17 protein-coding genes are annotated in these 23,039 nt (G+C 72.8%); 7 read left to right on the top strand and 10 right to left on the bottom strand.

Going from position 1 to position 23,039, the window contains the following annotated elements:
- Positions 1-72: 72 nt before the first annotated feature.
- The 3 genes from WJM95_RS13110 to WJM95_RS13100 all read right to left on the bottom strand — a co-directional run bounded on the left by WJM95_RS13110 (position 73) and on the right by WJM95_RS13100 (position 4,132).
- The gene (locus WJM95_RS13110; protein ID WP_339129813.1) at positions 73-1,707 is read right to left on the bottom strand and encodes a cation acetate symporter; all 1,635 of its coding nucleotides are present in this window, start codon (positions 1,705-1,707) and stop codon (positions 73-75) included.
- On the bottom strand, positions 1,704-2,261 hold the full coding sequence (locus WJM95_RS13105; RefSeq protein WP_339129812.1) for a DUF485 domain-containing protein: 558 nt from the start codon (positions 2,259-2,261) through the stop codon (positions 1,704-1,706). The genes WJM95_RS13110 and WJM95_RS13105 overlap by 4 nt, the downstream gene beginning before the upstream one ends.
- Before the next feature lie 347 nt (positions 2,262-2,608).
- A complete protein-coding gene (locus tag WJM95_RS13100) occupies positions 2,609-4,132 on the bottom strand; it encodes an MFS transporter (protein WP_339129811.1) in 1,524 nt (507 codons plus the stop codon).
- Positions 4,133-4,584: 452 nt separating this feature from the next.
- Here WJM95_RS13100 and WJM95_RS13095 point away from each other — a divergent pair, with 452 nt between their 5' ends.
- The 3 genes from WJM95_RS13095 (at position 4,585) to mfd (ending at position 11,790) form a co-directional block, all read left to right on the top strand.
- Complete coding sequence (locus WJM95_RS13095; RefSeq protein ID WP_339129809.1) at positions 4,585-5,373, top strand: ABC transporter ATP-binding protein; 789 nt, start codon at positions 4,585-4,587, stop codon at positions 5,371-5,373.
- Positions 5,370-7,949, top strand: a complete 2,580-nt coding sequence (locus tag WJM95_RS13090) for an FtsX-like permease family protein (protein ID WP_339129808.1) — start codon at positions 5,370-5,372, stop codon at positions 7,947-7,949. Before WJM95_RS13095 ends, WJM95_RS13090 begins: the two co-directional genes overlap by 4 nt.
- Positions 7,950-8,238: 289 nt before the next feature.
- On the top strand, positions 8,239-11,790 hold the full coding sequence (mfd, locus tag WJM95_RS13085; RefSeq protein WP_339129807.1) for a transcription-repair coupling factor: 3,552 nt from the start codon (positions 8,239-8,241) through the stop codon (positions 11,788-11,790).
- Positions 11,791-12,494: 704 nt separating this feature from the next.
- Here mfd and WJM95_RS13080 read toward each other — a convergent pair.
- Together WJM95_RS13080 and WJM95_RS13075 are read right to left on the bottom strand one after the other, a co-directional pair.
- Positions 12,495-13,034 carry a TetR/AcrR family transcriptional regulator gene (locus WJM95_RS13080; RefSeq protein ID WP_339135531.1) on the bottom strand — a complete coding sequence of 180 codons (540 nt, stop codon included), beginning with the start codon at positions 13,032-13,034 and terminating at the stop codon, positions 12,495-12,497.
- Positions 13,035-13,408: 374 nt separating this feature from the next.
- Entirely contained in the window at positions 13,409-13,594 is a 186-nt protein-coding gene (locus tag WJM95_RS13075; RefSeq protein WP_339129806.1) for an antitoxin, read from the bottom strand.
- 160 nt (positions 13,595-13,754) lie between these two features.
- Between WJM95_RS13075 and WJM95_RS13070 the strand changes: the two genes are divergently transcribed.
- Positions 13,755-14,486, top strand: coding sequence for an HNH endonuclease family protein (locus tag WJM95_RS13070; RefSeq protein WP_339129805.1), 732 nt, complete (start codon positions 13,755-13,757; stop codon positions 14,484-14,486).
- Positions 14,487-14,512: 26 nt separating this feature from the next.
- Here WJM95_RS13070 and WJM95_RS13065 read toward each other — a convergent pair whose 3' ends face one another.
- The 5 genes from WJM95_RS13065 to WJM95_RS13045 form a co-directional block, all read right to left on the bottom strand.
- Positions 14,513-15,211, bottom strand: a complete 699-nt coding sequence (locus WJM95_RS13065) for a hypothetical protein (protein WP_339129803.1) — start codon at positions 15,209-15,211, stop codon at positions 14,513-14,515.
- A 5-nt stretch (positions 15,212-15,216) separates the two neighbouring features.
- Positions 15,217-16,368: a hypothetical protein gene (locus WJM95_RS13060; protein ID WP_339129801.1), complete on the bottom strand. Its 1,152-nt coding sequence runs from the start codon at positions 16,366-16,368 to the stop codon at positions 15,217-15,219.
- 276 nt (positions 16,369-16,644) lie between these two features.
- Positions 16,645-17,010, bottom strand: coding sequence for a hypothetical protein (locus WJM95_RS13055; protein WP_339129799.1), 366 nt, complete (start codon positions 17,008-17,010; stop codon positions 16,645-16,647).
- A gap of 88 nt (positions 17,011-17,098) precedes the next feature.
- Complete coding sequence (locus WJM95_RS13050) at positions 17,099-17,818, bottom strand: hypothetical protein (protein ID WP_339129798.1); 720 nt, start codon at positions 17,816-17,818, stop codon at positions 17,099-17,101.
- Between the two features lie 223 nt (positions 17,819-18,041).
- Positions 18,042-18,233, bottom strand: coding sequence for a hypothetical protein (locus tag WJM95_RS13045; RefSeq protein WP_339129796.1), 192 nt, complete (start codon positions 18,231-18,233; stop codon positions 18,042-18,044).
- Positions 18,234-18,433: 200 nt separating this feature from the next.
- Between WJM95_RS13045 and WJM95_RS13040 the strand changes: the two genes are divergently transcribed.
- The 3 genes from WJM95_RS13040 to WJM95_RS13030 all read left to right on the top strand — a co-directional run bounded on the left by WJM95_RS13040 (position 18,434) and on the right by WJM95_RS13030 (position 22,965).
- Positions 18,434-20,644 carry an N-6 DNA methylase gene (locus WJM95_RS13040; RefSeq protein ID WP_339129795.1) on the top strand — a complete coding sequence of 737 codons (2,211 nt, stop codon included), beginning with the start codon at positions 18,434-18,436 and terminating at the stop codon, positions 20,642-20,644.
- Positions 20,645-20,818: 174 nt separating this feature from the next.
- A complete protein-coding gene (locus tag WJM95_RS13035; RefSeq protein WP_339129794.1) occupies positions 20,819-21,445 on the top strand; it encodes a hypothetical protein in 627 nt (208 codons plus the stop codon).
- A gap of 35 nt (positions 21,446-21,480) precedes the next feature.
- A complete protein-coding gene (locus WJM95_RS13030) occupies positions 21,481-22,965 on the top strand; it encodes a protein kinase (RefSeq protein ID WP_339135529.1) in 1,485 nt (494 codons plus the stop codon).
- Positions 22,966-23,039: the final 74 nt, after the last annotated feature.

Raw genomic sequence — 23,039 nt, 5'->3', positions numbered from 1 at the left:
GTTTCCCACCCGCCCGCCCGCCCGTCTCGGTCGGCTGCGTCCGCCCCCGTCGTCCCGTCGTCCCGGCCGGGTTCACCGGCCCTTTCGTATCGCTCCCGCCAGGATCCAGCCCTCCACCGCCTCGTACTGCCTGCGCTGTTCCTCCGCCGCGCGGCGGCCCGAGGCCATCGTTCCGAGCCAGCCGTAGGCGAAGCCCAGCGGGATCGAGACGATGCCGGTCGTGGTGAACGGGAACCAGTTGAAGTCGGCGTTCGGGAACGCGGCGATCGGGGAGCCGGAGACGAGGTTGGTGCCGGGCATGAGGACGAGGACGGTGAGGGTGCCGCCGATCAGCGTGGCGAGCAGGCCCGTGCGGGTGTAGCGGCGCCAGAAGAGGCTGTAGACGAGCGCGGGCGCGATCGCGGAGGCGCCGATGCAGAAGGAGAGGGTGACCAGGGGCTGAAGGCTGTGGTGCTGGGCGAGGGTGGAGAGCAGTACGGCGGGCACCCCCACGGCCAGCGCCGAGAGACGGGCGAGGAGCATCTCGCGGCGCGGGGAGAGCGCGTCGCCCCGGCGCCGTCCGCGGAAGAACCGGCTGTGCGCGAACAGGTCGTGGGCCAGGGAGTTGGCGCAGGCCAGGATCATCCCGGCGACGGACGCGAGCAGCGTGAGGAAGATCGCCGTCGTGACCGTGGTGAACAGCAGGGTCTCGGCAGTCGAGACCGAACCGCCGAAGGCCGCCCGGGAGCCCAGCAGATAGGCCGTGTTGCCCTGCGGATCGGCCGCCGCGATCGCGTCGCGGCCGATCATGGCCGTGGCGCCGAAGCCGATGACGCTGACGATCAGGACGAACAGGGCCACGCAGGGGATCGCCCAGGAGAGCGACCTGCGCACCTGGCGGGCGCTGTCCGCGGTGTACATGCGCATGGTGATGTGGGGGAGGCAGGCGCCGCCGAGGACGACCGTCAGCTCCGAGGTGATCATGTCCAGGCGTGGGCTGGCGCCGCCCGCGAACTGGAGGCCGGAGTGCAGGAAGGCCTTGCCCACACCGCTGTTGCCGGCGGCCGCGGTCAGCAGGCTGCCGGGGTTCCAGTCGAAGCGCTGGAGGACGAGCACGGCGACCACGGTGCCCGAGCCGAGCAGCATCACGATCTTGAGGATCTGGATGAGGGCGGTGCCCTTCATGCCGCCGATCGCCGCGTAACTGATCATCAGCGCGCCGAGGCCGATGATGCAGCCGGTCTTGAGGGAGTCGGCGGAGAAGCCGAGGATGAACGCCAGCAGGTCGCCCGCGCCCGCCAGTTGGACGAGCATCAGCGGCAGCAGCGCCACGATGGTCACCGCGCAGGCCGTGTTGCGGACGGCGCGGCCGGGCGTGCGCCGTGCGAGCGCGTCGCCCATGGTGAACCGCCCGGCGTTGCGCAGCGGTTCGGCCAGCAGGAACATCAGCAGCACCAGGGACAGGGCCGTGCTCAGCGCGAGGACCACACCGTCGTAGCCGGCCAGGGCGATCACGCCGCCGGTGCCGAGCACGCTCGCCGCGGAGATGTAGTCCCCGGCGATGGCGAGGCCGTTGCGCATCGGGGAGAGCGATCCGTAGCCGGTGTAGAACTCGTCCAGGTCGTCGCGGTCGGGGCCGGTCATGACGCACAGCAGCAGGGTGACGGTGGCGACGGCCGTGAACGCCACGAGTGACATGGTCTGCGCGGACGTGGTGAAGCCGGTCATCGTCCCGCCCCCCTCTTCGCGTCGAGTTCGCTCTGTCTGCGGATCCGGTCCGCGATCGGGTCGAGGCGCCGGCGCGCGGAGTGCTCGTACAGGGCGATGGCCAGGCAGGTGACGGGGACCTGGAGCAGGCCGAGCAGCAGCCCGGTCGACAGTCCGCCGGACACGGTGCTGGTCATCAGCGACGGGGCGAAGGCCGACAGGATGAGGAAAAGGGTGAAGTAGCCGAGGGCCGTGAGGCTCGCGACGCGGCGCTGGCGGCGGTAGGCGCCGCGCAGGACCCTGATGTCGCTGTGCTGTCCGAGCGGCCGGTGGCGCGGCACCCGCGGTTGCGGGGGCTCGGGCGGCCGCGGCCGGGGCTGCCAGGGGTAGGTCAGCCGGGTGGGGTCGGGGGGCGGCTCGGGCGGCGGATACGCGGAGTGCGACGGGTCGTCCGTGTACGGGTCGTACGGCTGGTACAGGGGTGCTCGTGGGGCCGGGGGCGGCTGGTAGGAGTCCTGGTGCGGTCGGTGCTGATGGGGCCTTGGGTGTTCGGGGGACGCGAACGGGTCGGGCATCCCGGTTCTCCTTGCGTGGCTCGGGTCCGGGGCGGGACCGCAGGGAGCGGGGGGTGAGCAGCGCGCACGCTACTCGTAGGTAGCGGGGCCGCGCGACCGTTTCGCCGAACTGGGCGGTCGGTACGCGCTTACTTCGGTGACCTGGGGTGTTACCCGCGTTTACCTGTGAAGTTCTGCTGGAGTCGCCCTGGAGGATCTCTGGTCCTCACGTGAGGGAAGCGGGTGTGACGTGCGGCGGGCGTGCCGGCCGCTCCGGACGCGGGCCGCGCCGGTCCTTCCGGGCGTCGGCCGCGCCGGTTCGTCCGGGCGTCCGCGGCTCCGGTTCGTCCGGGCGTCCGCGGCCGGGGTCAGTCCGCGGGGTCCTCGATCACGGGGAAGCGGCGCGGCGCGAGGAGCAGCAGGACCAGGAAGGCGAGGGCCGCGGCACCGGCGGCGCCCAGATAGACGGCGTGGACCGCGTCGGCGACCGCGCCTCGCAACTGCCGCGCCGGGGCGCCCGAGTTCAGGGCGCGGGTGACCGCGTCGAGATCACCGGCCCCGCCGAGCCCGGCGGCCAGCACCCCGTTGGCGACGGCGCCGAACAGGGCGGCCCCCAGGGTCTGTCCGGTCTGCCGGCAGAACAGGACGGAGGCGGTGGTCGTCCCGCGTTCGGCCCATCCGACGGTGGACTGGACGCCGATGATCAGGGGGAGCTGGAAGAGTCCGAGCGCGCCCCCGAGCAGCAGCATCAGCAGCGCGGGCTGCCACGGCCGGCCGGGGACGGGCAGGAAGGGGAAGGCGAGCAGGAGCAGGCCCGCGGCGGCGATGCCGAGCATCGCGGTGTTCCGGAAGCCGATACGGCGGTAGACGTGCTGGCTGAGCGCCGCCGACACCGGCCAGCTCAGCGTCCAGACGGAGAGCACGAATCCGGCGGAGACCGGGGCGAGGCCGAGGACCGCCTGCGCGTAGGTGGGAAGGAAGACCGTCGGCGCGACCATCAGCAGTCCCAGTGCGCCGAGCGCGAGGTTGACCGCGGCGATCGTGCGGCGGCGCCACACCCAGCCCGGGATGATCGGTTCCGCGGCCCGGCGCTCCACGGTCACGACGACGGCGAGGAGGCACGCGCCCGTGGCGAACAGGGCGAGCGAGGGGGCGGAGAGCCAGTCCCAGGCGACACCGCCCTGCACCAGCGCGGTCAGCAGGACACCGCCGCAGGCGAACACCGCGAGGGCGCCCGCCCAGTCGATCCGCGGCCGCCGGTCGGGGACGGCCCGCCGGGGCTCGCGCAGATGACGGACGATCAGCCACAGGGCGAGGGCGCCGACCGGCAGGTTGACGAGGAAGATCCAGCGCCAGTCGGCGTACGCCGCGAGGGCTCCGCCCAGGGCGGGACCCGCGATCGCCGAGACCGCCCACACGGTGGACAGCCTGGCCTGGATCTTCGGGCGTTCTCCGAGCGGGTACAGATCGGCGGCCAGGGTCTGCACGGTGCCCTGGAGGGCGCCGCCGCCCAGGCCCTGCACGACGCGGAAGGCGATGAGCGCGGCCATGTTCCAGGCGGTGGCGCACAGCAGCGAGCCGAGCAGGAAGAGCGCGGCGCCCGCCACGAGGACCGGTTTGCGGCCGAAGGTGTCGGAGAGCTTGCCGTAGACGGGGAGGGTGACCGTGACGGCGAGCAGATAGCCCGAGAACAGCCAGGAGAAGACGGAGAATCCGCCGAGGTCGCCGACGATCTGCGGAACGGCGGTGGACACGACGGTGGAGTCGAGGGCGGCGAGCGCCATCGCCAGCATGAGCGCGGCGACGACCGCGCGCCGCCGCCGGGTTTCGGTCCGGTCGGTCGGGACGGTGTGCTCGCGTACGACCGGTGTCCCGGTGTTCCCCTTGCCCACGGGATTCCTTCCCCCTGCACCTGTCGGCCGGGGACAGCTTCCCACTTGGGCCCCACGCGGGGGGAGGGTGGAGGCTCTGCGGGCCCCGGGGTGGAGCCGACCCCGAGGTGGTGTCCGCCGGAGGGTGGAGAACCCCTAGGGGGACCTCCGTACCAGGGCTCGGGGAGGGTTCGTCCCGTCGGAGGAGGAGACCGGCCGAAGCCGTTCTTAACCTGGTCTTACGTCGTCGGGAGCGCGTTCGGGTCGTGAGGACCGCACCCACGGGGGTGGGGTTTTCCCCAGCAGAAGACGGGGTCGTGCACCAGCGCGCACGACCCCTTCCCGGCACCAGACTTGACGATGTGGCCGGCGCACGGCGTCCGAACAGCGTGGACGTCCGCGGCCCGTCGTACCCGCTCGCAGACTTTCGCAGCCCGGCAGGTCCCCCTGTCGGCCGACTTAGGAGACATACCGTGACATCGGCTGTAAGCATTCCCAGGCACGAGGGCACTGGAGGGCGTACGGCCGTCGCCGCGCGGGCGCGACAGGTCGTCAAGGCGTACGGGTCGGGGGAGACCCGTGTGGTCGCCCTCGACCAGGTCGACGTGGACATCGCGCGGGGCCGGTTCACCGCGATCATGGGTCCCTCGGGGTCGGGCAAGTCCACCCTGATGCACTGCCTCGCCGGGCTCGACACCGTCACCTCCGGCCAGATCTTCCTGGACGAGACCGAGATCACCGGGCTCAAGGACAAGAAGCTGACGCAGCTGCGCCGGGACCGGATCGGTTTCATCTTCCAGGCGTTCAACCTGCTGCCCACGCTCAACGCCCTGGAGAACATCACGCTCCCCATGGACATCGCGGGCCGCAAGCCCGACCGGGCCTGGCTGAACCAGGTCGTGGACACGGTCGGGCTCAAGGACCGGCTCAAGCACCGTCCGACCCAGCTCTCCGGCGGCCAGCAGCAGCGCGTCGCGGTGGCGCGGGCGCTGGCGGCCCGCCCCGAGATCATCTTCGGTGACGAGCCGACCGGAAACCTCGACTCCCGGGCCGGCGCCGAGGTGCTGGGCTTCCTGCGGCGCTCGGTGGACGAGCTCGGCCAGACCATCGTGATGGTCACGCACGACCCGGTGGCGGCCTCGTACGCGGACCGGGTGCTGTATCTCGCGGACGGCAGGATCGTCGACGAGATGCACCAGCCGACGGCCGATCAGGTCCTGGACCGCATGAAGGACTTCGACTCCCGCGGGCGGACGTCATGACCGTCCTCAAGACCTCGATGCGCAACTTCTTCGCGCACAAGGGACGCATGGCCCTGTCGGCCGTCGCCGTCCTGCTGTCGGTGGCCTTCGTCTGCGGCACGCTGGTGTTCAGCGACACGATGAACACGACGTTCGACAAGCTCTTCGCGGCCACCTCGTCCGATGTGACGGTGAGCGCCAAGAGCGCCTCGGACACCGGCGAGACGACGTCCGACAACGGCAAGCCGCCGGTCATGCCCGCCTCGGTCCTCGCCAAGGTGCGGTCGGCGCCCGGCGTGAAGTCGGCGGAGGGCACCGTCTTCTCCAGCGCCGTGACCGTCGTCGACGCGGACAAGGACAGCCTGTCGCCCTCCAGCGGCGCGCCCACCATCGTCGGCAGCTGGAACGCCAACGAGGCCCGCACCATGAAGGTGACCTCCGGCGCGGCGCCCAAGGGCTCCGGCCAGGTGATGATCGACGCGGACACCGCCGACAAGCACCACCTGAAGCTCGGCGACGAGATCGGCGTGATCAGCGCGGTCGGCACCCACACCGCGAAGATCTCCGGCATCGCCACCTTCACCGTCACCAACCCCGGCGCGGCGATCTTCTACCTGGACACGCCGACCGCCCAGAAGACGCTCGTCGGACAGAGCGGCGTCTACACGAACGTCAACGTCACCGCGGCCGCCGGCGTCAGCGACGCCCGGCTCAAGCAGGACGTGACGGCCGCGACCGGCGGCCACTACAAGGTGCAGACCGCCAAGGAGACCGCCGACGCCAACCGCAAGGACGTGGGCAGCTTCCTGGACGTCATGAAGTACGCGATGCTCGGCTTCGCCGGGATCGCCTTCCTGGTCGGCATCTTCCTCATCATCAACACCTTCTCGATGCTGGTCGCCCAGCGCACCCGCGAGATCGGTCTGATGCGGGCCATCGGCTCCAGCCGCAAGCAGGTCAACCGCTCGGTCCTGGTCGAGGCGCTGTTCCTCGGCGTGACCGGATCGGCCCTCGGGGTCGGCGCGGGCATCGGCATCGCCGTCGGGCTGATGAAGCTCATGAGCATGACCGGCATGAACCTGTCCACCGACGATCTGACGGTGGCCTGGACGACCCCGGTCATCGGCATGGTGCTGGGCATCGTGGTCACGGTCCTGGCCGCCTACCTGCCCGCCCGCCGCGCCGGCAAGGTCTCCCCGATGGCCGCCCTGCGCGACGCCGGCGCCCCCGCCGACGCGAAGGCCGGTGTCGTACGGGCCGTCCTCGGTCTGCTCCTCACCGGCGCGGGCGGCTACGGCCTCTACCTCGCCGCCGACGCGAGCAAGGCGAGCCAGGGCTCGATGTGGCTCGGACTCGGCGTGGTGCTCAGCCTGCTCGGGTTCGTCGTGATCGGCCCGCTGCTCGCGAGCGGTGTGGTGCGCGTCCTCGGCGCCGTCCTGCTGCGGGCCTTCGGTCCGGTGGGACGGATGGCCGAGCGCAACGCGCTGCGCAACCCGCGCCGCACCGGTGCCACCGGCGCCGCCCTGATGATCGGCCTCGCGCTGGTCGCCTGCCTGTCGGTGGTCGGCTCCTCCATGGTCGCCTCCGCCACCGACCAGCTCGACAAGACCGTCGGCACGGACTTCATCATCCAGAACGACAAGGGGCAGCCGTTCACCCCGCAGGCCGTGCAGGCCGTGAAGAAGACGCCGGGGCTGGCCCGCGTCACCGAGTACAAGGCCACCGAGGGCGACTACACGACCCCCGACGGCAAGACGCTCAAGAACACCGACATCACGGCGGCCGATCCCTCGTACGCCACCGACCTGCGTACCAAGACGGTCGCCGGCAAGCTCCAGGACGCCTACCTGCCCGACTCGATGTCCGTGCACGAGAACTTCGCCAAGGCGCACGGCATCCACCTCGGGTCGAAGATCAAGATCGCCTTCAAGGGCGGCGCCACCGCCGACCTGACGGTCCGGGCCATCACCAGCAGTGACGCCGTCATCGACAAGGGCGCCAAGTACATGTCCATCGCCACGCTCGCCAAGTACGTGCCGGCCGACAAGATGCCGCTGGACGCGATGGTGTTCGCCTCGGCCAAGGACGGGCAGCAGGCCACCGCGTACAAGGCCCTGAAGTCCTCCCTGCACGACTACCCGCAGTACCAGGTGCGCGACCAGACGGACTACAAGCAGGCCCTGAAGGACCAGATCGGCCAGATGCTGAACCTGATCTACGGCCTGCTGGCCCTCGCGATCATCGTCGCGGTCCTCGGCGTGGTGAACACCCTCGCCCTCTCCGTGGTCGAGCGCACCAGGGAGATCGGCCTGATGCGGGCCATCGGCCTCTCGCGCCGCCAGCTGCGCCGCATGATCCGGATGGAGTCGGTGGTCATCGCCCTCTTCGGCGCGCTGCTGGGCCTCGGCCTGGGCATGGGCTGGGGCGCGACCGCCCAGAAGCTCCTCGCCCTGGAGGGACTGAACGTCCTGGAGATCCCCTGGCCGACCATCATCGCGGTCTTCGTCGGCTCGGCCTTCGTGGGCCTGTTCGCCGCCCTGATCCCGGCGTTCCGGGCGGGCCGGATGAACGTACTGAACGCGATCGCCACCGACTAGCGGTCCGTCGGGCGGTCGAAGGGGCCACCGTGGACGGGGGTCGCGGTGGCCCCGCGGGGCCCGGTCCGGGGAGACACACTCTCCCCGGACCGGGCCCCGCGGCGCGTCCGGGGAGCGGTCCGGTCCGGCGGACGCGGCGGGGCCGCGGTGCCCGGTGGTCACCCCGCGGGGCCTGACCCTCGGCCGACGGTCACGCGCGGGCGGGCGCGGAGTCGTAGGCTGGATGCCCCCGGCCCGTCCCACGTGTCGGGCGTCTCGCGTTGCCCACTCCCCGGGATGGAAGCCCTTCATGAGCCTGCACGGTCTGCTCGACGCCGTCGTCAAGGACGCCGCCCTCACGGAGGCGGTGAAGGCCGCCGCCGACGGCAACCGGAGGCATGTCGACCTGGTCGGCCCCCCGGCGGCACGCCCGTTCGCCGTGGCCGCGCTCGCCCGCGAGACCGGCCGTACGGTCCTGGCGGTCACGGCCACCGGCCGCGAGGCCGAGGACCTGGCCGCCGCCCTGCGCTCCCTGCTCCCGCCGGACGGCGTCGCGGAGTACCCCTCGTGGGAGACGCTGCCGCACGAGCGGCTCTCCCCCCGCTCCGACACCGTCGGCCGGCGCCTCGCCGTCCTGCGGCGCCTGGCCCACCCGCGCCCCGACGACCCCGAGACCGGCCCGGTCTCCGTCGTCGTGGCCCCCATCCGTTCCGTCCTCCAGCCGCAGGTCAAGGGGCTCGGAGACCTGGAGCCCGTCATCCTGCGCACCGGGGTGAGCGCCGACCTGGGCGAGACCGTCGAGGCGCTCGCGGCAGCCGCGTACTCCCGAGTCGAACTCGTCGAGAAGCGGGGCGAGTTCGCGGTCCGCGGCGGCATCCTGGACGTCTTCCCGCCCACCGAGGAGCACCCGCTGCGGGTGGAGTTCTGGGGCGACGACGTCGAGGAGATCCGCTACTTCAAGATCGCGGACCAGCGCTCGCTGGAGGTCGCCGAACACGGCCTGTGGGCGCCGCCCTGCCGCGAGCTGCTGCTCACCGAGGACGTACGGGCGCGGGCCGAGGCGCTCGCCGAGGCCCACCCGGAGCTGGGCGAACTCCTCGGCAAGATCGCCGAGGGCATCGCCGTCGAGGGCATGGAGTCGCTCGCCCCCGTCCTCGTCGACGACATGGAGCTGCTCCTCGACGTCCTGCCCGAGGGCTCCATGACGATCGTGTGCGACCCGGAGCGGGTGAGGACCCGGGCCTCCGACCTGGTCGCGACCTCGCAGGAGTTCCTCCAGGCGTCCTGGGCGGCGACGGCCGGGGGCGGCGAGGCACCCATCGACGTCGGCGCGGCCTCCCTGTGGTCCATCGCGGACGTACGGGACCGGGCGCGCGAGCTGGACATGATGTGGTGGTCGGTCTCGCCGTTCGCCGCCGACGGGGAACTCACGGACTCCTTCGCCGGCGGGGTGGGGGACACCCTCAAGCTGGGCATGCACGCCCCCGAGACCTACCGCGGCGACACCGCCCGCGCGCTCGCCGACACCAAGGGCTGGCTGGCCGAGGGCTGGCACACGGTCTACGTCACCGAGGCGCACGGCCCCGCGGCCCGCACCGTCGAGGTGCTCGGCGGCGAGGGCATCGCCGCCCGCCTCGACACCGATCTCGCCGACATCGGCCCCTCCGTCGTCCACGTGGCCTGCGGCTCCATCGACTACGGCTTCGTCGACCCGGCGCTGCGCCTCGCCGTCCTGACGGAGACCGACCTCTCCGGCCAGAAGGCGGCCGGCAAGGACGGCGCCCGGATGCCGGCCCGCCGCCGCAAGACGATCGACCCGCTGACCCTGGAGACCGGCGACTACATCGTGCACGAACAGCACGGTGTGGGCCGCTACATCGAGATGGTGCAGCGCACCGTCCAGTCCGCGACCCGCGAGTACCTGGTCGTCGAGTACGCCCCCGCCAAACGCGGCCAGCCCGGCGACCGCCTCTACATCCCCACCGACCAGCTGGAGCAGATCACCAAGTACGTCGGCGGCGAGGCCCCCACGCTGCACCGACTCGGCGGCGCCGACTGGACCAAGACCAAGGCGCGCGCCAAGAAGGCGGTCAAGGAGATCGCCGCCGACCTGATCAAGCTGTACTCGGCGCGCATGGCCGCCCCCGGCCACGCGTTCGGCGCCGACACGCCCTGGCAGCGCGAGCTGGAGGACGCGTTCCCGTACGCGGAGACCCCCGACCAGCTCACGACGATCGCCGAGGTCAAGGAGGACATGGAGAAGACGGTCCCGATGGACCGTCTGATCTGCGGCGACGTCGGCTACGGCAAGACGGAGATCGCGGTGCGGGCCGCGTTCAAGGCGGTGCAGGACGGCAAGCAGGTCGCGGTCCTGGTGCCCACGACCCTGCTCGTGCAGCAGCACTTCGGCACCTTCTCCGAGCGCTACTCGCAGTTCCCGGTGAACGTCCGCGCCCTGTCCCGCTTCCAGACGGAGACCGAGGCCAAGGCGGTCCTGGAGGGGCTGCGCGAGGGCTCGGTCGACCTCGTCATCGGCACCCACCGCCTGTTCTCCTCGGAGACGAAGTTCAAGGACCTCGGCCTGGTCATCGTCGACGAGGAACAGCGCTTCGGCGTCGAGCACAAGGAGCAGCTGAAGAAGCTCCGCGCCAACGTCGACGTCCTGACGATGTCCGCCACCCCCATCCCCCGTACGCTCGAAATGGCGGTGACGGGCATCCGGGAGATGTCCACGATCACCACCCCGCCGGAGGAGCGGCACCCGGTGCTGACCTTCGTCGGCCCGTACGAGGAGAAGCAGATCGGCGCGGCCATCCGCCGTGAACTGCTGCGCGAGGGCCAGGTCTTCTACATCCACAACCGGGTCGAGTCCATCGATCGGGCGGCCGCCCGCCTCCGCGAGATCGTCCCGGAGGCGCGGATCGCCACGGCCCACGGCCAGATGTCGGAACAGGCGCTGGAGCAGGTGGTCGTCGACTTCTGGGAGAAGAAGTTCGACGTCCTGGTGTCCACGACGATCGTCGAGTCCGGCATCGACATCTCGAACGCCAACACGCTGATCGTGGAGCGCGGCGACAACTTCGGTCTCTCGCAGCTGCACCAGCTGCGCGGCCGGGTCGGACGCGGCCGGGAACGCGGCTACGCCTACTTCCTGTACCCGCCGGAGAAGCCCCTCACGGAGACGGCCCACGAACGCCTCGCCACGATCGCCCAGCACACCGAGATGGGCGCGGGCATGTACGTGGCCATGAAGGACCTGGAGATCCGCGGCGCGGGCAATCTGCTCGGCGGCGAGCAGTCGGGCCACATCGCCGGTGTCGGCTTCGACCTGTACGTGCGCATGGTGGGCGAGGCGGTCGCGGACTACCGCGCCTCGCTGGAGGGCGGTGTGGAGGAGGAACCGCCGCTGGAGGTCAAGATCGAGCTCCCGGTCGACGCGCACGTCCCGCACGAGTACGCGCCGGGCGAGCGGCTGCGCCTCCAGGCGTACCGGTCCATCGCCTCCGCGAACACGGAGGAGGACGTCAGGGCCGTACGCGAGGAACTCGTCGACCGCTACGGCAAGTTGCCGGAGCCGGTGGAGAACCTGCTGCTGGTGGCCGGGCTGCGGATGCTCGCGCGGGCCTGCGGGGTGGGCGAGATCGTCCTCCAGGGCAACAACGTCCGCTTCGCGCCGGTGGAGTTGAGGGAGTCCCAGGAGCTGCGCCTGAAGCGGCTCTACCCGGGGACCGTCATCAAGCCGACGGCCCACCAGATCCTCGTCCCCCGCCCGAAGACCGCGAGGGTCGGCGGAAAGCCGCTGGTGGGACGCGAACTGCTGGGCTGGACGGGGGAGTTCCTGGCCACGGTGCTGGGGTCCTAGGCGGACGGGGCACCGGTGCCGGGTGCGGGTCGGCGCCGGTGCCGGACCGGTCCGGTGTCGGTCCGGTCCGGTGTCGGTCCGGCGCGGTCTGGCGCGGTGCGGTCCGGTGCGGACCGGTCTGGCGCGGTCCGGTGCGGACCGGTCCGGCGCTGCCCGGCGCGGACCGACCCACCCGGACCGACCCACCCGGACCGACCCACCCGGACCGACCCACCCGGACCGACCCACCCGGACCGACCCACCCGGACCGACCCACCCGGACCGACCCACCCGGACCGACCCACCCGGACCGACCCACCCGGACCGACCCACCCGGACCGACCCACCCGGACCGACCCGACCCGGACCGACCCGACCCGGACCGACCCGACCCGGACCGACCCGACCCGGACCGACCCGACCTGGGCCGGGCCGTGCCGGGTGTCGTGGGCGAACCGGGTGCCGGGTGCGGATCGTGCCGGGTGCCGGGTGCCCGGTGCGGACCGTGCCGGGCGTGGTGGGCGGGGCGGGTGTCGGGCCGGGGTGGACCGGGTGCCGGGTGCGGACCATGCCGGGTGCCGGGTGCGGGACGGGGGTTGGATGTGGCCCGGGTGTGGTGGGCGGGGCGGGTGTCGGATGTGTTCCGGTGCTGAACACGGTCCGGCGTGGGACGCGGTCCCGCGCCGGTTCGGGCGGGCGGCAGGGCGTCGGTCGGGGCGGGTCGGTCAGGGCTCCGGAGAGGGGAACAGCAGGCCCGTCAGGGAGTCGAAGACCTCGGCGGGGTCCTCCGCGCCCACCTGGCCGTCCAGCTGGTGGCCGATCAGCAGGGCGGCGAAGCCGTGGGCGAGCGACCAGACCGCGATGCCGGCGAGGTGGCCGTCGGTGCCGCGGCCCTCGGCGGGGAGCGCGGAGACGGCGTCCCGCAGCCGCCGGCCGGCGAGGGCCCGGGCCGTCGTCAGCTCCAGGTCGTCCTCGCGGAGCGGCTCCGGGGAGAACATGACCTGGAAGTGGGCGGGCTGCTCCCGCGCGAAGCGCACATAGCGCCCGCCCGCTTCGCGCGCGTCCCCGGTGTCGTCGAGCGCGGTGGCGAGGAGGCCGAAGCCCTCGGCGGCGATGGCCGTGAGCAGGCCGACGCGGTCCTTGAAGTGGTACGCGGGGGCGGCGTGCGAGACGCCCGCGCGCCGGGCCAGATCGCGCAGGCTCACCGCGGAGGGGCCCTCGGCGGCGATGACGTCGAGGGCGGCACCGAGGATCGCGCGGCGCAGATCCCCGTGGTGGTACGGACGCTCCGGGTCGCCGGGGTGTGCGGGAGCTGGACCCCCAGGGTTGGCGGGCGTCGGGTCGCCGGGGTGTGCGGGAGTCGGGCTCCCGGGGTTGGCGGGCGTCGGGTCGCCGGGGTGCGCGGGAGTCGCGCTCCCGGGGGTGGCCGGGGCCGGGTCGGTGGCGCTCCCGGTATCCATGACAGCAGCGTACGCCGTATCTAGGCAGTGCCAAGTTCTGTGGCGCGGGCCGCCACGGCCGCCACGAGCGCCGCGCGTCGGGAGCCGTGCGTCGGGAGCCGCGACGAAGTCGACCCCACCCGGCGGGGATGCCGTGGTGGGGCCTGGTGGGGATGGTGCTCGAATCCGAATCGCTCCGGCTACGGCTGTGGGGGCCGGTCGCGGTCCATGCCCATCGCGCCTTCCGCCTTCTGCTGCGCGTCGTCGACCTTGTCCGCGTACTTGTCGCCGGTCCGCTTGTTGACCTGCTTCTCGGCGGCATCGGACATGTCCGACGCTTTGTCCTGGGCGGTCCGGTTGTGCTTGAACTTGTCGAAGATGCCCATCCGGAGCTCCTTCCGGGGTGACTCACGACCGACGATACGCCCGGCGTGCGCCACTTGCCCAACGATGCCTGGTATGGCCGGGGAATGCGGGCCACTACCTTGGGCAGACGGGAATCACGCCCGATCGGGGCGGACCGGGGAGGCGAAGGGGAGGGACGCCGTGCTGCGTCTGAGGGGTGGGGCGGTGGCCGCCGCGCTGGTGGTGCTCGTCATGGGTGCCGGAGCCGGCGGATGCAAGAAGGACGCCCTGGGTTCGGCGGGGCCGCAGGAGACCGCGGCCGGCGGTGGCGGCGCTGCGCTCAGCGCGGCGGACTCGCTGACCGTCAAGGGGCGCGCGCCCAAGACCGGGTACACCAGGGAGCGGTTCGGCACGGCCTGGGCCGACACCGACGCGAACCGGTGCGACACCCGCGACGACATCCTCAAGCGTGACCTGGAGGACGTGAAGTTCAGCGACGGCAAGTGCAGGGTCTCCGGCGGGGTCCTGCGGCCCGACCCGTACGGCGGCCAGGACGTCACGTTCGTCCGCGGGCGCAGCCTCGTCGACATCGACCACCTCGTGGCGCTCTCGGACGCCTGGCAGACGGGCGCCAAGTACTGGGACGCGCGCAAGCGGATAGCGCTGGCCAACGACCCAATCAACCTCCGCGCCGTCGGCGCGAGCGCCAACCGCAGCAAGGGCGACGGCGACACCGCGACCTGGCTCCCGCCGAACAAGGCGTACCGCTGCACGTATGTCGCGGCGCAGGTCGCCGTGAAGAAGAAGTACGGGCTGTGGGTCACCGGCGCCGAGAAGGCGGCCATGAAGAAGGTCCTGGCGAGCTGCCCCGGCCAGAAGCTCCCCTCGGGCGGCAACCCGACGGAGGCACCGGCGAGGTTCCACGCGAAGTGACCCTCGCCGGTCGCGGAGCCCGGATGTCAGCCCATCGCGAGCAACACCCTTGACAGTGTGCGGAGTTCGTCGTCCGCGTGATCCTGGCCCGACAGGGGGGTGTCGGTGATCAGGCGTTCCGGGGAGGCGATGTAGGCGTGGAGGGCGGGGTGGAGGTCCTTCGGGGAACGGCCCGTCGCGACCAGGGCCCTGAGGGCGCTGAGGCCGACCGGGGTGGGGCCGGCCACGGCGGCGAGGACCGGGACGGCGCGGTCGGGTGAGCCGGTGATCCAGTGGTGGGCCTCGGCGGCCGCCGTGCGGGTCCAGTCGTGACCGGCTTCCAGCAGGGGCTCGATGAGGGGGAGCAGCGGGGCGGCGGCCGGGCCCATCGGTTCCAGGCCGCTCAGATACCAGTGGGTCTGGCCCTGGGAGGAGAGCAGCGTCTCGTAGGTGCGCAGCGCGGTGTCGGGGTCACCGGTCAGCCGGTGGTGGGCCACGGCCGCCGACGCCCTCAGCGAGGGGTCGCTGCCGCGCGTGGCGTCGAGCAGGAGGTCGGTGATCTCCGGTGTGCGTACGCCGTTGGCGCCGAGCCGGCGGGCGGCGACGATGGCCGCGCGGCGGGTTCCGAGGCAGTCGATCAGCTCGGGCTGGGCCGCCCGGGCCGCGGTGCCGAACGGGGTCAGCGCCTGGACCAGCGCGATGCCGTCGTTGCCGGTGGCGCCCGCGGCCAGCTCGCGCCGGATCACGGGTATCAGCCGTCGGCCGCTTCCGGGAAGTGCCGTGCCGCCGCCGCGAGCAGCCGGGCGCCGGGGCGGTCGAGCACCAGGTCCAGGGCACGCGGGTCGCGGGAGCGCACCAGCGCGAGGAGCGCGGGTTCGGCCGTCTCGCCGTCGGCCCGGGCGCGCTCGTGGAGTGCCTCCCGCAGGGCCGCGTCCGGCTCGGGCAGTCGCTCGACCCAGTAGCCGATCGTACGGAGCAGGGAGGCGGGCCTGCCCTGGTGGGCCAGCGCGGCCAGCAGCAGGTCAAGGACCTCGCGCTCGCGGTCGCGCCAGCGCTCGGCGACGCCTCCGGCCAGCCAGGAACCGCGCGAGCCGGTGTCCCCGGCCGCGATCCAGCGGGCGGCCACGGTGAGGGCGGCGTCCGGCTCCCGGGTGAGCAGGCCGGTGAGCCGCTCCTTCCGTGTGCTGGTGTCCGGCCAGGGGAACTCGTCCTCCCCCGGGTCGGGATCGGCGCCGTCCTCGGCGAAGACCGTCACGAGTTCGGGCGCGTACGGCGGACCGTTCCGTTCGGCGGCCAGCTGGGCGGCGGCGAGCCGCACCTCGGCCAGCGGACTGTCCAGGGGCTCCAGCACCGGGCCGAACAGGTTCAGGACGACCAGCGCGTCCGCCCGTACGGCGGGCACGGGATCGCCGGCGTAGAGTGCCTCGACCCGCCCGACGGCCAGGGCCCGGGTCTCCTCCGGGAGCAGGTCGGCCACGGAGGCGACCGTCCGGAGCGCGGCCCGGCGCACCCCTCGTTCGGGGTCACCGAGGCAGGGGAGCAGTTCCGGGAGCACCGCGCGGAGTTCGGCGCAGATCGCGGCGATGTCGCTGCCGTACCAGCGCGGGGAGCCGACCGCTGCGGTGTCGTGGTCGGCGAGGACGGCCAGCAGCATCAGCAGGTCCTCGCGGTTGCCCGGCGCGTGCAGGGCGGCGTGGGCGAGGAAGGGGACCGCGGGTGCCGAGGCCTCGTAGATCGTGCCCTGGTGGTAGATGTTGCCGTGGAACTCGTGGACGGCCTCGCTCGCGGCCTCCTCGTCGTCGCCGTACAGCGCCCTGATCAGCTCGGGTACGTCGTCGGCGGGGCCGTAGGCGTGGGTCAGCTCGGACCACCGGACGTCGTCCAGCTCGGCCGGAGATCTCATGCGCGCTCCTCGACTGATCGGGTGCGCCGACCCTACCGACCCCGTCCGGCAACGGACGCGGCCCGCAGAGCGGCCATGAGATCGGGGGAAGCAGCGGACCCGGCGGCCTCGCGGCCCGGCGGGTCCTGACGCCGGGTCCGCCCGGTGGATGCGGACGCAGGGTCCGTCCGGCGGGTCCTGACGCAGGGTCCGTCCGCTGGATCCGGGCGCCGGTCGCGTGGCGGGTGCCGGCCTCGCGGCGGGTGCCCGAGGCCGATGCCCGATGTGCCGCCGGGGTCAGCGCAGGTAGGGGTTGCCCGCCTGCTGGGCCGGCCAGGGCGCGGGGCCCGCGCCGACGGCCATGGCGTTGCGCGGGGTGGGCTTGTCGAACAGCGGGAACATCAGCATCCAGATGGCCATGCCGAACGTGATGATGGCGATCAGGCCCAGGGCTCCGTCTCCCCTGTCCGCCGGGACGTTCGCCAGCGACAGCGACCCCACCTCGTACAGCGCGAACGCGAAGAAGGCGCCCCAGTCGGACCCCCGCCCCCGGCGGATCGCCACGTACAGGAACGGCACCCACACCAGCAGGCCGAACGATCCGACCGCCAGAACCGACCACACCAGCCGCTGGAACCAGCCGGCTTCCAAGCGCTTGTCCATCACACCCCCGAAAACCCCACGAACCCCCCGAGAGGATTCCCGGGCCCCCGAGAAACCACTCGGGGGCGCCATGTTCCCATCCTGTGCGTCACGCGTGCGCGTGTTCGCCCTTCAGGGAGGTCACGATCCGGGCGGTCAGCTTCTTCGCCGTGGCCGCGCCGTTGTCGTGTCCGTCGGTGGACATCACCGTGACGACGTCCGTTCCGGACTGTGCGGCGATCAGGGTCGAGCCGTTCTGCCAGGCGCTGTTGGTCAGCGTGATCGTGTACGCGGCGTCGCCGAGACCCGCGGTGTCGGCGCCGGTGACCTTCACCTTGGTGTGCGTGTCCGAGTCGGTGTAGCTCGCGCAGGCGGCGACGGCCTTCTTCAGGTTCGCCATCACCGTCGCCGAGGTCGTGCCGCGGAAGGTGTCGACCTCCTGGGCGATGTCCTCGGACGTGTTCTTGCTGACGTAGTCGTTCTGGGCGAAGGAGACTCCCGCGTCGCCGGTGATCGATATCCAGCTGGTGCCGCCGAGAAGGGTGCAGTCCGGCTTCGCCGCGGGGGCGGAGCTCGGCGCCGTGTACATGGTGCCGGAGTCCCGCTCGCCCTTCGGGTCGACCGCGAAACCGGCGGCGAAGAAGGAGGCGGGCGCCAGCGTCTTCTTGAGCCGCGCGCCGGTGAGCAGACCGGCGTTGGGGTCCTTGGACGGCTTGGCCGCGGTGGCGGAGGAGGACGAGGTGCCGGTCCCGGAGGAGCAGGCCGTCAGGGCGAGCGGGAGGGCGGCGGCGATGAGCACTGCCTTGGCCGCGCGGGAGGGATGACGCATCGGAATCTGTCCTTCGAAGGTGGGGCCGGAACGGGTCGAGTGTCCGTCCGGGCGGGGGAGTTCGGTTGCGGGACTCTGAACGCGCGACGGGCCGGACAGAGTCGAAGCGGTGCGGTGCGGTGCGGTGCCTTGTGGTGCGTGAGGTCTGGGGTGGTGCGAGGTGCGGTGCGTGCGGCGCCCGTGCTGCGGGACGGGCGGGGTGGGTGCGGTGGGCGGTGACGGGTCAGCGGGTCTTCCCGTCCGTACCGGCCGAACCGGTGTGCTGCCCGGCGCGGGGCCCTGGGGACGAGGGCACCGAGCTCTTGTCGGCGCCTCCCGGGTGGCCGAGACCGTGGCCGTGGGTGCCGGCGTTCGCCGAGACGACACCGATGACCACGAGGCCCACCGTGGCACTCAGCGCGGCTCTGCCTTTCATGCCCACGACTGCTCCCTCCCCCCGGCGGACGCCTCCCCGGCAACCGCTCGTTCGCTGGGTCAATGACACCAGAGGCTGTGAATCGAGTCAACACGGTTCACGCAATCTCTTGTGTGCACACTGTGAACGGGTAGATCTTGGCCCCGTCGGTATGCTCGACATCGCACGGGGGACGATTCGCAACGAGGGGAGCGGAACGGGTGCAGGACAACGCGACCGAAGTGACTGCCGCCGGAATCGCGCGACTGGCCGGCGTCGGCCGCGCGGCCGTGAGCAACTGGCGCCGCCGCCACGCCGACTTCCCCAAGCCCGTCGGTGGTACGGAGACCAGCCCGTCGTTCGCGCTCGCCGAGGTCGAGGCCTGGCTGCGCCACCAGGGGAAACTCGCCGAAGTGCCGTTGCGTGAACGCGTGTGGCAGCAACTCGCGGGACACCCCGAGGGCCCGGCCACCGCGCTCACCCATGCCGGCTTCGCGCTGCTGCTCGTCCATGACCGGCCGACGGTCTGGCTGGAGGCGAGCGCCGGTTCCGACGAGCGTCTCGCCGCGCTGCTGCCGGCCGCGCTGGAGCAGGTGGCCGCACCCCGGTTCGCCTGGGCGCAGGGTGAAGACGGTGTTCACGCCGGGGCGGGCACGGAGACGACGCCGACTGTGAACCGACCGGTGACTGTGAACACTCCGGACACCGTTTCAGGAAAATCGGCCGCCCCGCACACCTCAGCTGCCCCGCACACCCCAGCCGCCCCGCACACCTCAGCTGCCCTCAGCGCCACGCCCACAACCACGCCCCTGGTGCCCGTCCCCACAGGTCCCCAGCTGTTCCCCTCCACCCCCCTCCTGCGCGGAGTGGCCGAACTCGCCGCGGAGCTGGGCGCCCGCCAGACCTTCGAGTTCCTGCTCGGCCGGCACCTCGACGCCAACCCGCGCCAGTACACGCCCACCCCCACCGAGCTGGCCCGCCTCATGGCCGACCTCGCCGGTCCCGCCCGGATCGTCCTCGACCCGGCCTGCGGCACCGGCGCCCTGCCGCGCGCCCTCGACATCCGCCCGGGACAGGAGCTGTACGTCCAGGACAGCGCCCCCGAACTCGCCGTGCTCACCGCCCTCAGGCTCGCCCTGCACGGACGGGCCCCCGTGCGCGCGGCCGTCGGCGACAGCCTGCGTGACGACGGCTTCCCGTGGCTGCGCGCCGACACCGTCCTGTGCCACCCCCCGTTCAACGAACGCAACTGGGGTCATGACGAACTGGCCTACGACCCCCGTTGGGAGTACGGCTTCCCGGCCCGCGCCGAGTCCGAGCTGGCCTGGGTGCAGCACGCGCTGGCCCGGCTGCGCGACGGCGGCACCGCCGTCCTGCTCATGCCGCCCGCCACGGCCTCCCGCCGTTCCGGCCGCCGGATCCGCGCCGACCTGCTGCGCCGAGGCGCGCTGCGGGCCGTCGTCGCCCTGCCGGTCGGGGCGGCGGCCCCGTACAACATCCCGCTGCACCTGTGGGTGCTGCGCCGGCCCGAGCAGGCGCCCGGCCGGCCCGAGGTGCTGCTCGCCGACGCCGGGCAGTTCACCGGCGAGGGGCGGGGCGGTCCCGACTGGCAGGCCGTCAGGGACGTCGTGCTCGACGCCTGGCGGGCCCACGACCGGGACGGCACCCTCCAGGAGCGGCCCGGTCTGGCGCGCTCGGTCCCCGTCATCGAACTCCTCGACGACGACGTCGACCTCGCCCCGGCCCGTCATCTCCCGCCCCCGGCGGCGGCCGACGGCGCCGAACAGCTCGCGGCCGTCCGCGACTGCCTCGACGCGACCCTGCGCCTGACCGCGGGCCTCACCCCGCCCCCCGCCGTGACCGCGCCGCCCGCCCGCTGGCCGCTGACCACGGTCGGTGAACTCGCCCGCGGGAGCGCCCTGGTGATGCGTACGGGCGGGTACGGCGGTCACGCGCGGGGGCCCGTCCTCACCGACCACGACGTGCTCGCCGGCACCGGCCCCTCGGGGACGCTGCCCGAGAGCGACGAGGAAGCCGTGCTGACGGAGGCGGGCGACGTGGTCGTGCCGGTGCTCGGCGGCGGCTCGGTGGTCCGGGTGGTCGACCCCGCCACGGCGGGCGCCGTCCTGGGGCGCAACCTCGTGCTCCTGCACCCCGATCCCGCGGCGCTCGACCCGTGGTTCCTCGCCGGGTTCCTGCGGGGCACCGCCAACAACCGCCAGGCCAGCAGCTACGCGTCCACCGCCACCCGGCTCGACGTGCGCCGGCTTCAGCTGCCCCGGCTCCCGCTGGACGAACAGCGGCGCTACGGCGCCCGGTTCCGCGCGCTCGACGAGTTCGAGAGGGCGCTCCGGCACGCGGGCCGACTGGGGGACCAGCTCGTACGGGGCATGTACGACGGGCTGACGGACGGGACGGTGCCCCCGGGCTGAGGCCCCCGCGCGCTCCGCCCGCGCGCCCGGCTGCCGAGGGTCCGTCCCCACACGTCACCTGCGGCGTCGTACGAAGTGATCAGCGCGACAACGGTTCCGTACAACCCGGGACCGGTCCTCCGTGTCGGCCTATACGCTCGAACTCCGACATCGGACCCAGGCCCGGGAGCAGTCATGTACGGCCACGACGGGGCGCCACCCACCCGTAGTGCGGGAACCGTCATCACCCTGCGCGTGCTGTTCGCCGCCGCGGCGATCCTGTCGTGCGGACTGCTCGCCTGCGTCCCGCTGTTCCGGGTCGCGCTCCAGCGCGGACGGTGGTTCGACTGGGCGGCGGCCTGGCTGTCGCTGCCGGTGACCATCGGCGCGCTCATGATCGTCGGCACGGTGCCCGAGAGCGACTCAAGGGGCGATGTCGCGCTGGCCGTGGCCCTGACCGTCGGCGCCGGCAGCGTCGCGTACTACCTGGTCAGCGACATCCGATTCCACGCCGTGGAGCGGCGGTTCACGGGCTACGCCTCGCCCTACGCGCAGACCGTCCGCGAGCCGTACGGCCATCCGCAGCCCGCGCCGCCGTACCAGGACCCGCCCGCACCGCAGCCTCCCGCACCGCAGCCTCCCGTACCGGGGCCGTACGTGCCGGGGCCGTACGTGCCGGGCACACCCGTTCCCCAGCCCCCGCCGCCGCAGCGTCCCGCGCCCGCCCGTATCGACCAGGTGCGTGCCGAGCTCGACGAACTCAGCGACTACCTGCGCAGGCACGGGAGTCAGGGGCACGGCGACCACGAGGGCGGACGGTGAGCGCGGCCGCACGCGTCGTCGCCGGCCGGTACGAACTGGCCACGCTCATCGGGCAGGGAGGCATGGGCCAGGTCTGGACGGCCTACGACCAGCGGCTCGACCGGCGCGTCGCGGTGAAGCTGCTGCGCCCCGACAAGGTCGTGGGCCAGGAGGCCGACGAACTGCGCCGCCGCTTCGCGCGCGAGTGCCGGGTGACCGCCCAGGTCGACCATCCCGGCCTGGTCACCGTGCACGACGCGGGCAGCGAGGGCGAGGAGCTGTTCCTCGTCATGCAGTACGTGGACGGCGCCGACCTCTCCGACCACCTCGCCGAGCACGACCCCTACCCGTGGCGGTGGGCGGTCGCGGTCGCCGCGCAGCTGTGCGCCGTACTGAGCGCCGTGCACGCCGTGCCGATCGTCCACCGTGACCTCAAGCCGCGCAATGTGATGGTGAAGCAGGACGGCACGGTGACCGTCCTCGATCTCGGCGTCGCCTCCGTCATGGACAGCGACACCACCCGCCTCACCCACACCGGCTCCCCCATCGGCTCACCCGCCTACATGGCGCCCGAGCAGGCCATGGGCGGCGCGGTCGGCCCGTACACCGACCTGTACGCGCTCGGTGTGCTGATCCACGAACTCCTCAGCGGCGAGGTGCCGTTCACGGGCTCGACGGCGCTCGGTGTGCTGCACCGCCATCTGTACGAGCCGCCGCTGCCCGTCCGCCGGCTGCGCCCCGAGGTCCCCGAGGCGCTGGAGAGCCTGGTGCTGCGGCTGCTGGCGAAGGACCCGCAGCACCGGCCCGCCTCGGCGCAGGAGGTGTACGAGCAGCTGGCGCCGCTCCTGCCCGCGCGCGGGACCCCCACCGGGGCTCCACTCGACCCAACGCGCCCGTTCCTGCGCCCGCACGCCCCCTGGCCGGACCGTGCGCGCACGCCCGCGCCCCGGCCCGCCCCCGCCGTGCGGGAGGCCGACCGGCCCGATGTCGCCGACGCCGTCGACGAGGTGAAGCGTCTTCTGGGCGAGGGCCGCATCACCCAGGCCGTCGACATCCTCGGCGCGATCCTGCCCACCGCCGCGCGGCAGCACGGCGAGCGCTCCCCGGTGGTACGCACCCTGCGCAGGCAGTACGCGGCCACGCTCATGGACGACGGCCAGTACCGGCGCGCGCTGCCCGAACTGCGCCGCCTCGCCGACGAACGCGCCGCCGAGGCGGGCCTGGCCGATCCCCAGTCCCTGCGTCATCGCTACGAATCCGCCCAGTGCCTGGAGCAGTTGGGCGAACCGGCGGAGGCGCTCGCCGAGTACCGCGCGCTGCTGCCGTACTACGAGAACCGGTACGCGGGCGCCGACCCGGAACTCGCCTTCGACGTCCGCCGCCGTATCGGGCATCTGCTGCTGGCGCTCGGCGACCGCGGCGCGGCCGGCGACACGCTGGCCCGGCTGCTGCACGACGTGGAGCGGCTGCACGGCCCCGGACACCCGCTCGCCTCCGAGATCCGGCGGACATTGCAATGGCTGGGGCAGGTGCGTGGCTAGATTTTGCCGTGCCCTGAAGGGATCTTGTGATTTTCCAGGGGCGTTCGTTTCCGAACGGGCATGCGTGGCCCGTT

The sequence above is a fragment of the Streptomyces sp. f51 genome, from assembly GCF_037940415.1.
In the GTDB taxonomy this organism is placed as follows: domain Bacteria; phylum Actinomycetota; class Actinomycetes; order Streptomycetales; family Streptomycetaceae; genus Streptomyces.
Note: the sequence above shows the minus strand (reverse complement) of the source record. Positions and strands in the feature narration are given on the sequence as shown.